The sequence below is a fragment of the Pseudomonas sp. NPDC098740 genome (genome assembly GCF_044760065.1).
Taxonomy (GTDB): domain Bacteria; phylum Pseudomonadota; class Gammaproteobacteria; order Pseudomonadales; family Pseudomonadaceae; genus Aquipseudomonas; species Aquipseudomonas rossensis.
This window is the reverse complement of record NZ_JBIWAM010000011.1, coordinates 63443-78320: the sequence shown is the minus strand read 5'-3', so window position 1 is coordinate 78320 and position 14878 is coordinate 63443. Positions and strand designations below refer to the sequence as shown.

The following is a 14878-nucleotide window of genomic DNA, read 5'->3' as shown; positions in this document are numbered from 1 at the left end:
GCCGCTCCATGACCTACCACATCCGCGATGCAGCGCACGCCGACCTGCCGGCGATCCGCGACATTTACAACGACGCCGTGCTCAACACCACGGCCATCTGGAATGAACAGGCCGTGGACCTGGGTAACCGCCAGGCCTGGTTCAGCGCCCGGCAATCCCAGGGCTACCCGATTCTGGTGATCGTCGACGGCGACAACACGGTGCTGGGCTACGCTTCATTTGGTGACTGGCGGCCGTTCGACGGGTTCCGTCACACCGTCGAGCACTCGGTTTACGTGCGCAGCGACCAGCGTGGCAATGGTCTCGGCCCGCAATTGATAACCGCATTGATCGAGCGCGCCAAAGGCTGCGACAAACACGTGATGGTCGCCGCCATCGAAAGCGGTAACGCCGCGTCTATTCGCCTGCATGAACGAGCCGGTTTCGTGACGACCGGCCAGATGCCTCAGGTGGGCACCAAGTTCGGTCGCTGGCTGGACCTGACTTTTATGCAACTGACCCTCAATCCTGGCGCGGAGCCGCCGACTGCCAACAAGGAGTAATTGCCCATGAACGCCGCCCAACTACGCCGCGTCAATGTTGAAAGCTTTGCGCACTATCGTCAGGGTTTGATTGATCTGCTGCTCGACGCCGTCGGCTATGGCGCCAGTGTCGGGTTCATGGCCAATCTTGACGCCACTCAAGCCCGAGCCTATTTCGATGATGTCCAGGAGAACCTGAACAAGGGCAACGTGCTGCTGTGGGTGGTGGTCAAGGACGAGCAAGTGCAGGCCAGTGTGCAACTGACCCTGTGCCAGAAAGCCAATGGCCTGAACCGCGCCGAAGTGCAAAAACTGCTGGTGCGTGAACATGCGCGTCGCCGGGGCCTGGGCCAACAGTTGATGAGCGCGCTGGAAACGGCCGCCCTCCAGCACAAACGCGGCATGCTCTACCTCGACACCGAGGCCGGCTCCCCTGCCGAAGACTTCTACAAAGCCCTGGGTTACACCCGCGCCGGCGAAATCCCCGACTATGCCTGCGACCCGAGCGGTCGCTACAAACCGACCGCCCTCTATTACAAAATTCTCCAAGGAGCCCATTGATGATTCCCGGTGAATACCAGATCCAGCCCGGTGACATCGAACTCAACGTTGGACGCCGCACCCTCAGCCTGAAGGTGGCCAACAGCGGCGACCGCCCGATCCAGGTCGGCTCGCATTACCACTTCTTCGAAACCAACGACGCCCTGACCTTCGACCGCGCCGCCAGCCGCGGCATGCGCCTGAACATCCCCGCCGGCACCGCCGTGCGCTTCGAGCCGGGACAGAGCCGTGAGGTCGAGTTGGTAGACCTGGCCGGACACCGTCGGGTGTTCGGGTTTGCCGGGCGGATCATGGGTGACCTCGACTGATTTCTGCGGTGCTTCGAAAAGATCGCAGCCTCGTTTCACTCGACAGCTCCTACAGGGGGCGAGAGCAATCGGAAACTTGAGTGAACACCTGTAGGAGCTGTCGAGCGAAGCGAGGCTGCGATAGCGAGCTACGCGAGCGGTCTCAAAATTAATTGAATCCCAAGGCATGCGCATGAAAATCTCAAGACAAGCCTACGCCGACATGTTCGGCCCCACCGTCGGTGACAAGGTCCGCCTGGCCGACACCGAGCTGTGGATCGAGGTCGAGAAAGACTTCACCACCTACGGCGAAGAAGTGAAATTCGGCGGCGGCAAAGTCATCCGCGACGGCCAGGGCCAAAGCCAATTACTCGCTGCAGAGGTCGTCGACACCCTGATCACCAACGCACTGATCATCGACCACTGGGGCATCGTCAAGGCCGATGTCGGCCTCAAGGACGGGCGCATCGCCGCCATCGGCAAGGCCGGTAACCCGGACATCCAGCCGAACGTCACCATCGCGGTCGGTGCCAGCACCGAAGTCATCGCCGGTGAAGGCATGATCCTCACCGCGGGCGGCATCGACACGCACATCCATTTCATTTGCCCGCAGCAGATCGAAGAAGCATTGATGAGCGGCGTCACCACCATGATCGGCGGCGGTACCGGCCCGGCCACGGGCACCAATGCAACCACCTGCACGTCCGGACCGTGGCACCTGGCGCGCATGCTCCAGGCCGCCGATGCGTTCCCGATGAACATCGGTTTCACCGGCAAGGGCAACGCCAGCCTGCCGGAACCGTTGATCGAGCAGGTCAAGGCCGGTGCCATCGGCCTCAAGTTGCACGAGGATTGGGGCACCACGCCTGCCAGCATCGACAACTGCCTGAACGTCGCCGACCAGTACGATGTACAAGTGGCGATCCATACCGACACGCTCAACGAATCCGGTTTCGTCGAGACCACCCTCGCCGCTTTCAAGGGCCGCACCATCCACACCTATCACACCGAAGGTGCGGGCGGCGGTCATGCCCCGGACATCATCAAGGCCTGCGGCTTTGCCAACGTGCTGCCGAGCTCGACCAACCCGACCCGGCCGTTCACCCGCAACACCATCGACGAACACCTCGACATGCTGATGGTCTGCCATCACCTGGACCCGAGCATTGCCGAAGACGTGGCCTTCGCCGAAAGCCGCATCCGTCGCGAAACCATCGCCGCCGAAGACATCCTCCACGACCTCGGCGCGTTCTCGATGATCAGCTCCGACAGCCAGGCCATGGGCCGCGTTGGCGAAGTGATCACGCGTACCTGGCAGACCGCCGACAAGATGAAAAAACAGCGCGGCCCATTGCCCGGTGACGGCGAAGGCAACGACAACTTCCGCGCCAAACGCTACATCGCCAAATACACCATCAACCCGGCCATCACCCACGGCATCAGCCATGAAGTGGGCTCTATCGAAGTCGGTAAATGGGCCGACCTGGTGCTCTGGCGCCCGGCGTTCTTCGGCGTGAAACCGACGCTGATCCTCAAGGGCGGCGCGATTGCCGCCAGCCTGATGGGCGACGCCAATGCCTCGATCCCGACGCCGCAACCGGTGCACTACCGCCCGATGTTCGCCAGTTACGGGGGCTCGCTGCATGCCACCAGCCTGACCTTCATCAGCCAGGCAGCACAGGAGGCAGGCCTTCCCGAAGCCCTGGGTTTGAAGAAGAAAATCGCCGTGGTCAAAGGTTGCCGCGAGGTGCAGAAAACCGACCTGATCCACAACGACTACCTGCCGAACATAGATGTCGATCCACAGACTTATCAGGTCAAGGCCGATGGGGTTTTGCTGTGGTGTGAACCGGCGGATGTGCTGCCGATGGCTCAGCGTTACTTTCTGTTCTGACCCGTCTTCCGCATAAAAAAAGCCCCAAGTGCATACCGCGTACTTGGGGCTTTTTGCCTTTTTTGGGTGGCTCAGTGATTGATCAGAAGGGGGTCTGCGCCAGCTCTTGATGGGTCAGTTCCTGGACCAGCGCCGCTTCCTCGATCTGCAGCTGGGCATCCAGATCCAACGATTTCTGCTCATACGCAGCTTGCGAAAGTTCTTGCGCGGCATGCGCCTGGTACAGACTGAGTTGACGCTCAAGGTAAGGCGCCTGCCGAGCCTCGAATTGCGCCTGGTATTTACTGGCCAGATAACGCTTCCAGAATCCGCGCTCCACCAGCGCCTGGATCTCCTCGGGAGAGTTGTCCAGTGCCAGAACCTGAGCTTGCGCACTGTCGAGCATTTCGCTCGAAACATCGCCCAGACGAATAAACCGCACACGCTGGGGTTGACCAGGCAAGCCAAGCCGATCCTTGAGACCAAAGCGATAAGCCAGCTTGATCTCGACCTCTTCCAGCAACGCAATTCGCTGTGCCTTTTGAGCCGAGGTCAGGCCTTCTGTGGCATTGATCGCCGCTGTACGTCGGCCGATATCGGCCAGCGCGATCCTTTCAACGTTATCCAGACGAAACAGCCCTCTGGATAATTTCAGGAGCACAGCGCCTTGCTGCCCCTCCTGTGCCAGGCGGCCAGCCCGGTAGACCATGGCCATGACTTCCAGATTGCTGAACGACAAGGCGGCGCGATCACAACAGGCCGGTCTTGCCGCCCACTCGAACATGTCTTTACGCAGTTGCTCGGACTCTGCGTTGGGTTCAGAGAGGGAATCGATCACCTCCCACACACGTTGCTGCAGGTCCATGGCGCCGGCGCCAGCAGGCTCCAGGTCGGCCAGTACTTTAAAGAACAGCGTTGACTCTTCCAGACTGTAGAGTTTGTCCCACTGGGTTTTCCTGAGCGCCGCTTGATCCGCCGGCAGGCCCAGGATCCAACGCTGCAGAGCGGCTTGCCCATCAGCCGCGACACCCGCTGCCCCGCCCTGACCTGCACCTGGCACTCCAGGCGCCTGATATTCGAACACTCGCGGTTGTTGTCGAAGCTCCGCCCACAAATAGGGGCGTTCACGTACAAGGCGTGCCCAATACTCATCCAGTTGACGCTGGGCCTGTGTCGAAAACGGGTTGCCCTGAATGTGAGTGACGTTGTTTAGGCGGGCTGCCTGCTCCAGGTGTTCAGCGGGCGGCGCGATGACACTGTCCGGGATTGTGACGAGCCGGTTGTGACTCAGGTCGATGACGTCCAGCGCAGGTTGTTCGGCGAGCCCGGTTGGCCAGGTTTCAATGCCGGTCGATCCGAGCGACAGGCTGCGCAAATCCACCATCTGACTGAAGTCAGGCGTTATGCCCAAAGGGTTGTCAAACAGACTCAAGGCTCGCAGCGTCGTCCTCCCTGCCAGGACTTGAGCCGTTTCAGGGGTCAGGCGAATGCGGTTGTGCTGCAAAAACAAACGCGTCAATCCCTCCATTTCACCCAGTGCCTGGGGGACTTCTGTCAGCCGGTTTCCCGACAGATCGAGCCAGCGAACACCACGGTTGCGTCGCAAGAACGCTTCCGGCGTGACGGTCAGCCCCATGTTGCTCAAGTTAAGGGAGCCGACATGACTGAAATCGGCATCCAGTTCCGGCAGGTTCGGTAACCCCAGACCACTGAGGTCCAGTTCAATGCCAATCGGGCTGCCGTCACGCGCGAGTACCTGGGGGGTGCGCAGTTGCCAGCATCTGCGAATGCGCTCGGCGGCCAGGTAACGATGATCCCTGAAATTGCGATTGGCTCTATTGTTTACATGTACATATCGCCCCTGCTGCTCGCCCGAGTACGCCCACTCGGACAACTGACTGTCCAGCCTGGCCTGCTCTGCTTCACGCCCGCTGACCAGCGATTCGATTGCACCCTCGGAGGCAAAACCGCGAAAAAACGCCTCGGTCTGGCCAAACGTTGTGTCGGGGTACAACTGGCGATAACGACGATACAAGGGTGGGTTCACTTCAAAGGCACCCTCGAGCCCACTTTCCCACAGCTCGGGACGTGCCTGTAACAACTGCTGTCGATAGTCCCAGAGCCGAAGCGCACTCGCCCGGGAGAATGGATTGCCCTCCAACAGCGTGACCCGGTTGACCTTGCCAACGGCCTCAACCTGATCCTCTGGCGGGGATAAAAACGCCTCAGGTACTTGGGTCAACTGGTTGTCGCGTAAATCCACACTGCGTAAGCCAGGTTGATTCCGCAAACCTTCAGGCCATTGGTCGATGCCCGTCCAACTCAAGTCAACTTCCCTCAACCGGGGCATAGCGCTGAAATCCGGTAATCGACCGAGCGGATTGAAGTGCAACTTAAGCACTTCAAGGGTACTCAACCCGCCAAGCATGCTGGCGCTGTGCTCGGTCAACACGATAGCGTTCACGCTGAGATCCAGATGGGTCAGGCCGTGCATCTGGCCGATGATGTCGGGCACGAAGGTGAGACGCGTCCGACCGCGGCTAATGGTCAATCGCTTGAGGTTGTCAAACCCCTTGAGGAACGAGTCAGGCGTCTCCTTGAACCATGGGCCCTTGAGTTCAAGCGCCTCGACATGACTGAAACTGGCGCTTAACGCCGGCAGTTCTACATCGCTGTCGATTCTCAGCCTTGCCGCTGTCTGTCGGCGCCAGCAGCGCTTGAGAAGGTTGGCTACCTCGGTGTGAGCCGTTGTTCCTCTCTGAGTATCTGGCGAGCGGTGCTCATGCACCCAACTCTTCAGCTCACGTTTCAAGGTGACATACTCGGCTTCAAGTCGCCTCAGTGAATCTCGCGGGTCGGCCCCCAGCGATTGCACAAACGCCTCTATATCGGTGTCCTTGAAATCGGGATACAACTTGCGAACCCGTGCCCGGTTGGCGCGAAAGAAACTGGCGATCTCCTGCCGGGTTGGCAACGAGTAACCCGCCCCGCCCAATAGTTTGACGCCTGGCGCGAAACTGGGTCGCAACTCACGATGCTTCAGCAATGCCGTCCTGAACGCCTCGCGATTCATGGGTCGTTGTCGCACCGCTTGCTTGAGCCGTGACGCCTCTTGCGCGGTGAACCCCAGCGACACGTGCTCGTCAGGCGACAGCGCCTGCAACACCGCCCAGTAGATATCTGCCGAAGGCTGCTCTCCATAGAGGCCGTTTTCGCCGAACACCACAACCTTGCGCACCGACGCATCCTCACCTCCGATCGAGTCCAGCAAGCGCCCCGTCGCCGAGTATTCACGCAGTTCGACACGGATGCCCGTAGGCCAGCCCGGCAGATTCTCCAGGCTGTGAAGCGCCAGCCGTTCGCTGTCCAGGCGGGCGGATGCATCCAGATAGAACCCTTCATACGCCCGTGCCACGCGTACTTCCTGCTGACACCAACGAGCTTGCTCATAGATACTTTGCGGCAACGGCCCGGGTTTACCGATTTCGCTCAGTTGCTCGGCGCTCATGCCCTCGACGATTCGTCGTGCGACGACAGCGGGCAATTCGGGAAAGAAATACCTGATCCGTTGCTCGGCAGGGTTGGTGGTGGTGTCTTGCGCTCGATAGAGAGACTCGAACAACGTGGTCTTTCGGTTGTTCGCCGCATGGGCGATCTCCTTGCGTAATGCCGCGGCTCGGCTCCCTATCGAGGAACCCGGCCCACCCGATACGTGGGTGAGATCGACACCTTCCATCTCAAGGACCTCCAGCAGCACGTCACGCAACTCGCCCCTGGCCAGTTCCTGATCAGTCAGCACGATGTCCACTCGCCTGGAGGATGCGTCGGACGGCAGCGGGTCCTCCCAGAACACGTTCGAGTGGCGGTCCATCACCCGCAATGGCGGGGTGTCGGGTAGCAGGCCTTGCGCGCGTATGATCTGCAACTGCAAGCGCGGGTCAGCCTTGGAAAATTCGTATCGATCGTCACTGCTGATCTGTTTCTTGAAGGTCTCGATGTCCTGATCGATGCGAAAGCGGGTGAGCGAATCGGCCAGCAGCGCCGAGGGCGGTTCCTGGTCGACATGGGTGCGCCGCAATTGATCATGCTCGACACCGCTTGTCAGGCGAATCTGCTCCAGTTGCGAATCGCTGAAAGCGTTGGTGGAGTAACCCAGTCGCCGCATCAACGTCGGACCTTCCCAGGCCAGTGGTTCTTCACCTTCATGAGCCCAGGCGCCTGCGCCATTGTCCTCGACCACCGGGGTGTAGGCGTCGGGGCGATCGGGGTGCTGGATCCGTCGCTCACCCGACAGCGGGTCTTGCTTGACCACATAGAGTTGATCGGCCAGTGGCAACACGTCCTGACCGGCCACCGCGTGCAAGCCCAGTTCGTTCGGCACCGAGCCCACCGGCAGCCGGACTTTTGCCTGATACGGGGTCAGGTCGGGCTTCCACAGTCGGGTTGTGCCATCCGGCAGCCGAACCGGTTTCAGGCTGTCGACAAAGGGAGAGGCCTTCACCCCTTTCAGCACCCGCCCCCCAACGGCCATCACCCCCATCAGGGCAAGGTTCTCCGCCACATCGATCAGATGAGCCCAGGCCGCTTCGCGGTCGCCTTCGCCCCACTCGACGGCGCCCTCCAGCGTTTCATACATCAGCTGGCCCGCCATCACCGCGAGCATGACTTCGCCCAATACAGGCACGAACATCGAGACCCCGTTGAGCAGCGCCATGGCGCCCTCGAGCAGATGCGCGATCCGGTCGGCACGGGTCTTGGCGTCAGCATCGGCGGTCGGCACCGCCTGGCTGCGAGCGTCGGAAAAGAGCTTGTCCCGCGACCGTTGATAACACTGCGCCCACAGATCACCGTTCTCGGCCCACAGCCCTTCACGGCTGCCATAGCTCACACGCATATCCAGCTCGGTCAGTGGCTCACGCGGCGCCGTTTTTGCGGGGGGAAGTTCATTGGGCAGCAGCAGGGAGCCCCACGATCCTGCCACTATAGGAAGAACAAAATCGGAGACGATCGGTGGCCGAACCACAGCCAACGGATCGGCAGGCGCGTCAGCGACTTTCTGTGTGAAGCGATTGAAAAAATCGGGACGGTCCTTGTAGTCAATGAACTGACTCAGAAACTGTTGATAGCGGGTTGGACGGCCATCGATGTTCTCGGCCGACGTGTCCGGTGCCAGCAACCGTCGGGTCCATTGCTCCTCCATGGCCTTCACGTCCCGGTATTTCTTCAACGGATGTTCAGGATCGTGAGGAATGTAAAGAATGATCTCATCAATCCCATAGGTGTACTTTTTGATCGTCGAGAAGGCCAGGCAACCGGTGAGTCTGCGGCCCATCACCCTGGGTTCCCAGAACCAGACCGGGGTGTTGCCATTCATGATTTTTTGATCGCCGGCTATCGCCGAGAGAATGATCTTGTAATCGTTCTGGTCAATGTCCTTTTTGACCAGCGCTATATTGGCGGCCGAGTGCAACGCGGCCTTCTGGCACGCGATATACGTGGTTGACAACACAGCCTCGGCGCCAGGTTCGTCAGGCTTCAGGATTGATGTGAGGTGGTCCTGATATTTTTGTCCGATATCCAGCGTTCGGCACAGGGTGGTAAAACGCTCGACCGTCAACGGGGTTACGATCGGCTCAAAGCTTGCGCCGGGGTTCGCTTTGATCCCGAAACCCGACGAAGCATCGAACGCCAAGGCTTTGCACTCGAACGCTTCGAAGTTATGCAGGGCCGCGTCCAGCAGCGACAAGGTCATCACCTCAAAGGTGCTGACCTTGACGTTGAAAGCTCCCAGCGCCAATGGTTTATTGAGCCTCAGGAAGGTTGTCTTGACGTCCAGGTGCACGTTGTACTGTTCGGCCAAGGCCTTGATCAACAACGGTTCGGCAAACGCCTTGAGCTCGTCCACGCGGCTCATGATAGTGTCCAGCGCATTCTGCGAGCTGAGGCTCGCCTCGGTCAGGCGCTTCATTTCCTGGCGCTGCTCGGTCGAAGCGTTCGCGTACCAGGGCGGAACCTCCAAAGAGGTGGCTCGTAATGCTGCGCGCCGCTCGGGGGTGGCCTTGATCAGCCAGGCCGGAATGGCATTTTTTATGATGTCGGTATTGGGTCCGTGTTCTTCAGCAGTCAGTGACGCCGAATGATCGGCACCGTTGCTTCCTTGCAACGTAGTCATCAGATAACCCTCAAATATATTGTTTATCGATCGCATCAACGTCCTCAATGCGAAGCATGACGCCTTCGCATTGAGGCTGAACGTGCAGTGATCAGTTGCCCGCGTCGACCGTGAAAGGTATCTCCACCCGATTCAATTTGGCCCGATCCATGGCGTTCTGAGTCAATTGCAGCAACAAGGCTTCACGCTCGCCTCTAATCAAGGCCAGCTCTTGTTCATAGGTCTCGTCCGTCATGACCTGGCCCAGAGCGATAGCACTTTCCGGCTGGCCGAGTTCAGCGGCGAGGACGCGGATTTGCTCTTTCAATCCGGCTTTCTCCTCCGGTGACAAGTTCGCGCTGCGCGCTCTTGCATCCAGGGCTTCCTTGAACTCGGTCGTGGCAACTGTCTTGCGATCGATAGCTCGGAAGCGTGCCCGGTTGGAACTCTCGACAAAAGAATTCCAGAATGGCTGCTCGGCAATCGAATCACGCAGCAAATGGCCCTCCTCCAGCCCCAGAATCCTCTGATAGGCATCTTCGATCATTTCACTGGTGACGCCTGCCATATTGCGAAACTGCATGCCGCGGGCCTGCCACGGCAGGTCCAGCCGTTCTGCCAGATCCGTCATAAAGGCCAGGTGAACCTCGACCTCATCAATCGTTCCGGTGATATCACCGGCGGCATTTTCACGTCTGTATCGCTCCCCCGCCGCCTCTCGGGCCTCGATATGACGCCTGGCGATTCTCCCAAGCTCGTCCAGCCGTGACTTGCCTTTTGCCAGGCTCACCAGCTCAGCTTCGATCAAACCGTTGTTGCCCAGTTTTTTCGCTTCTTGAACCAGCACATCCACACCCAGGACGTTGAAAAGCTGTGTAGCACCGTCGACGCAGCTGGATCGTGCGTTGGCCTCCCTGAAAAACTTTTCCCTCAATGAGGCGTCCTCAGCCATGGTCTCCAGCATTCGCCAAACCTTGGCCGTCAAATCGGCCCGATAGGCGCTGCTGGCGGTGAAGTCTTTAGACCGGGTAAGGATTTCGATCTCTTCGAAAAAATCGAGCGAATTGAATTCATCCTCAACCTCGTTCCAGAGCTCTTGCTTCGCTACCCACTCAGGCCGGCTCATGCCTGCCTCCCAATGGATGCTGCCGCGCACACCTCGGGGCGGGTACGCACGATCAGGATCCATGCCCGCCGACCGAACATAATCTTTGAGGATTTCCAGGTTTTCAGCTGACATCCATCTGGGTTCGCGGCTGAGCCACGTACGCCCCAACAGCTCGGCATCCCATGTCCCCCGAACCACCTGCGGAATCTCCGTCAACGGGTTGTTGCGCAGATCCAGGAAAAAATGCCGAAACCGTGGCCAGGTAAACGTCCCAGGCGGCCAGGTACTGGCCCCTGTGCCCGACAATATCAGGGTATGCAAATCGGGCATGCGACTGATGTCCGGCAACAACCCCAGCGGGTTGTCAGCCAGACTTAAAGACGTCAGTCGAGTACGGTTCCTGAGCATTGCGACGTCCGCGGGCCGCAGCACGATTCGGTTTCTCGTGAGGTCCAGGTCGGTCAAGTGCGGCATCTGGGTAATACTCTGCGGCAGCGCCGTCAGGGAATTACGCGCCACGTCCAGCGTTTGCACGTTGCGAAAGGACTCAAGAAACGGTTGCTCGATATTTGATAACCCTGTGTTGCGTAACCACAGACGCGTGACGTGATCGAAGTTGGCCTCCAGCTTGGGCATGCGATCGATGTGCAGGTGCAAATTGAAGTTACTCAGGTCCAGTGTCTGACCAAGAACGTTCCCATACGCATCTATATGCCTGGGGCCGCTGCGCTGCCAACACCGCCTGATTTTTGCGGCGATGGTGTTCCTGGCGCTCCACTCGGCAACGCCACTGGGACCGAAACGAAAATCCCGGGTCGGCCCGTTCACCCACCGGTCCAGCGTTGAAACCATTTGGTCGAATTCGATCTCAAGCGCATGAATCTGTGGGCCCAGCGATGAGTTTCGCTGGCTCAGGGCCTCAATGAACGTATCGAGTTCTGTATCGGTGAGCCTTGGATAAAGGTTACGCACGCGAAGCCGTGCAGTACTTTCCCCTGCAGCGCGTTGGTAACCGTCCATACCCCCGAGCAGCTTCATGGTTTGCGGGTCGTAAGTCGGCTTACGAATCGGATGCTCAAGCAATGTCGGGGCGAGCTGATCATGGCTCAGGGGTGAGCGATGTACATCAGCCTTGAGTCGTGCGCCATCGTGAATGCCATACCCCAGCGCGTCACGCTGCGCATCCGGCAAGGCGTGCAAGACTGAAGCGTAGAACTCATCGGTACCGTGCAGGTGCTCATCTTCGGCGTCCCGCGTCTGGTAGCGCCCGTCCTCGTCGAGAATCAGTACTTTGCGGATGGGCGCATCTTCCGGCCCCACGCTGGCATGCAGCTTCCCGTCGAATCCCAGCTCGCGAATTTCGATGCGCACCTGGTCGGACCAACCTGGCAGGTTGGCCAGCGAGCCCAGCTCGAGTCTGCGCGAGTCGGCACCGGCCAGTTCCTCAAGATAGAGGCCCTCATACGCACGGTTCAACCGCACCCGGTCGCGCAGGTGTCGGGCCTGTTGGCGCAAACGCAGCGAGAGGCGCTGTTTTTCGGTCAGGTGTCGCAGATCTTCCGGTTCGGCCTGTTCCAGCAGTTCCTGAGCTGAGCTGGCCGGCAGCTCCGGAACCTCATTGAGCACTCGCTGCACACGAGGATCGCTGGAAACGTCGCGCTTTTTATAAAGTGCTTCGAACAGGCTTTTTTTCTGTTTGCCTGCCTGCATGGCCATCTGCTGGTGTAGCGTTTGGATACGCGTCGGTTTATCGAGTGCGACCTCATGGCCCAGCAGGTTGCGAGTTTCGGCTTCATTCAACGACTCAAGCACCCGCTCCGGCAGTTTCCCGGCCGCCAGCTCGGAATGGCTGATCTTGATCGTCATCGGGTCAGTGGCCATTGCATTGCCGTGTCTGACCGAAGGTCCGGTGCGATTCTCTGCCTGAAACACTTCAATGGCGCGACGCTCAGGCCAGCGCGGCAATTCGACCATGGCAGCAGCTTCAACGCCAATCATCTCGTCCGGCACCTGATTGGCCAGGATTTTCTGCGGCAACTGTTCCGCCTCGCCGTAGACGTCGAAACGGGTGACGGTATCGCGCAGCAACGCGGGTGGGGCTTCATGTTCGACATGCAGCCTGCGCAGCACGTTTTCATGAACACCGCTCACTCGCTGAATCTTGGCCAGCGTTTGCGCGGAGTGGTTGGCGAGTCGGCTGTTCATGCGCCGCATCACCCCCTCCGCGTCCCATTCCAGCGGTTGCTCGGTTTCGACCTTCCAGGCGCCGGCGTCGTTGTGTTCCACCCGCGGTTTGTAGGCCGTGGGGCGCTCCGGGTGTTCCAGCCGATGCTGACCGGTCACGGGGTCCTGGCTCACCTCGTAGTGCTTGTCCTCCATGGGCAGCCATTGCTTGGCGTCCTGCTCAATCAGGCCGATGGCATTGGGTTTGGCATTGGCGGGCAGTTCTACCCGCTGCGCATAAGGTGCAACGTCGGGTTTCCACAGGCGGGTCTTGCCGTCGGGCATCTCCACCGGTTTGAGACGGTCCATCAGGGGGCTGGGTTTGATCGCCCTGACTCCCCGAGGCAGGACGTGACCGACCCCCATCAGCGCCAACTGGGCAGAATTGATCAACACACTGTTGATGTGAGACGCGGCCTCTTCCCGATCCCCTTTGCTCCAGTCTTCGATGCCTTCCACCAGCTCATCGACGATTTGCGCAACCATCACCCCCAGCAGGACTTCCCCCAGCACGGGCACCAACATTCCGACAAAGTTGAACACGTTCCAGCCGATGTTCAGATAAGAACTCAGGCGCTTCCACCGTGCGGCCTCATCCTCGTCCCCTGTCGGCACCGCGATGACCCGCGCATCGGCAATGGCTTTGTCGCGTTTGTCGACACACAGCCACTGCCACACGTCATCGGCAATCAGGTTGGTGATAGGCTCGGCATTGGGGTTTTCAAGCGCGGTTTCCCGCCACCAGGGGCCCATGTCCAACGGCTCGCGTTGCTGCCAGACGACACGCGACAAGCGCTCGTTGACCCGCGCGAAGAACTTTCCTTTGTCCTTTTGCCTCACGAAACGGCTGAAATACTCCTGATAGGGCTTACCGCGAAGCTGGCCGAGCAGTCCCTTCATGAAGTCGGCAAGGGAGTTGTACTCTTTCAAGGGGTGCAGCGGATCGTCTGGCACGTAGGCAATCAGCGGTCCGTCGAGACGGCTTTGCTGATAAAGGTCCTCGCGACGCATCATGTCCTCCTGGACGCCGGAAGGACCATTGGTGAAAAACGACAACAGCAGTTTGAACTTCCCGTAATGATCTCCTGGCATCACTGGCGCGCGATGCGAAAAGTCGCTCAAGAATTTAATTTCATCCGCCGTCAATGCGTCGACCAGCAATTTCAGCCTGGACGGCTGGCTGACGGCGCTGAACAGCACGATGCCGTGCAACGGAAAGCCCATCAGCGTTAACCGATGCGGGTGCAGCGGCTGGCCATGGAAATTGATCCCACGCTCGCCATCGTGCACCCGCTGAAGGATGTTATATGAATTCATGCTGATGTCTTTTTTAACGTACGCCATCAGCGCCGCCAGATTGAAACTGGCTTTTTCCGCCGCCAACAAATCCCGTTCCAATAACTTCCTGGCGTTAAAGTCGGGCGGTATCAGGATATTTTTTATATGGGCTTGATACTTCGCACCCACGTCCAGGGTCCGACATAAGGTGGTAACTTTCTCGACAGTCATGGTGCTTTCAAGCTGCAACTCCCCTCTGGCATCCGTCGAATACACACCGGAGCCCGTCCTGAAATAATCCTCAGCGGTTTCGGAGGCTTCAAAGTTATGCAATGCGGCTTCCAGCAGCGAGTAATTGCGCTGATAACTGGCGCCCCCGTCGATGAACTGGAGAATCGTGTCCGGCACATACAGCTTCAGCGTCAGCTTGCTGACGTCGGCACTTGAGTTGAAATTCAAGCGGATCGCCTCGGCCAGCAAAGGCTTGGCAAACGCCTGTATGTCGTGCTCCAGGTCTTTCAGGGAAGCGTCCACCTTGTCTTGCAACCGCCAGCGCACGTCAATCAGCTTTTTGAGCAGTTGCCGATGGGTGCTGGACATTTCCAGATACCAATCGGGGAATTGCGGACTTGCAATGTCCAGCGACAACAGACGGCTCATCGGCGCTTGCGTTATCGCGCGGGGCAGTGACTGGACAATAAGTTCGCGGGGCAGTTTTTTATCAACGCCCGGACGGATCACCGTCAAACCAGCAATTTTATTCAACTCTAATTCAGACATTAGATATAACCCAACCATAACAATAGGAGCGAACAGCTTAAATCGTACCCTCTAAAACAAAAGACTAAAAAACTGCTCGACCGCCCGCAAAAAAAC

General features: G+C 59.0%; 6 protein-coding genes. 4 read left to right on the top strand and 2 right to left on the bottom strand.

What is annotated here, in order from left to right; translation table 11 throughout:
- Nucleotides 1-8 precede the first annotated feature (8 nt).
- From ACIQU2_RS15595 to ureC, 4 genes are all read left to right on the top strand, one after another.
- Nucleotides 9-542, top strand: coding sequence for a GNAT family N-acetyltransferase (locus tag ACIQU2_RS15595; protein ID WP_403142265.1), 534 nt, complete (start codon nt 9-11; stop codon nt 540-542).
- Nucleotides 543-548: 6 nt separating this feature from the next.
- Nucleotides 549-1082 carry a GNAT family N-acetyltransferase gene (locus ACIQU2_RS15590; RefSeq protein WP_095127352.1) on the top strand — a complete coding sequence of 178 codons (534 nt, stop codon included), beginning with the start codon at nt 549-551 and terminating at the stop codon, nt 1080-1082.
- The gene (locus ACIQU2_RS15585) at nt 1082-1390 is read left to right on the top strand and encodes an urease subunit beta (RefSeq protein ID WP_008011171.1); all 309 of its coding nucleotides are present in this window, start codon (nt 1082-1084) and stop codon (nt 1388-1390) included. The genes ACIQU2_RS15590 and ACIQU2_RS15585 overlap by 1 nt, the downstream gene beginning before the upstream one ends.
- Before the next feature lie 172 nt (nt 1391-1562).
- Nucleotides 1563-3263: an urease subunit alpha gene (gene ureC / locus ACIQU2_RS15580; RefSeq protein WP_347803743.1), complete on the top strand. Its 1701-nt coding sequence runs from the start codon at nt 1563-1565 to the stop codon at nt 3261-3263.
- An 82-nt stretch (nt 3264-3345) separates the two neighbouring features.
- Here the strand turns inward: ureC and ACIQU2_RS15575 are convergent, their stop codons facing one another.
- Both ACIQU2_RS15575 and ACIQU2_RS15570 read right to left on the bottom strand, forming a co-directional pair.
- Nucleotides 3346-9414 carry an NEL-type E3 ubiquitin ligase domain-containing protein gene (locus ACIQU2_RS15575; protein ID WP_403142260.1) on the bottom strand — a complete coding sequence of 2023 codons (6069 nt, stop codon included), beginning with the start codon at nt 9412-9414 and terminating at the stop codon, nt 3346-3348.
- Nucleotides 9415-9505: 91 nt separating this feature from the next.
- The gene (locus ACIQU2_RS15570; protein WP_403142257.1) at nt 9506-14662 is read right to left on the bottom strand and encodes an NEL-type E3 ubiquitin ligase domain-containing protein; all 5157 of its coding nucleotides are present in this window, start codon (nt 14660-14662) and stop codon (nt 9506-9508) included.
- Nucleotides 14663-14878: the final 216 nt, after the last annotated feature.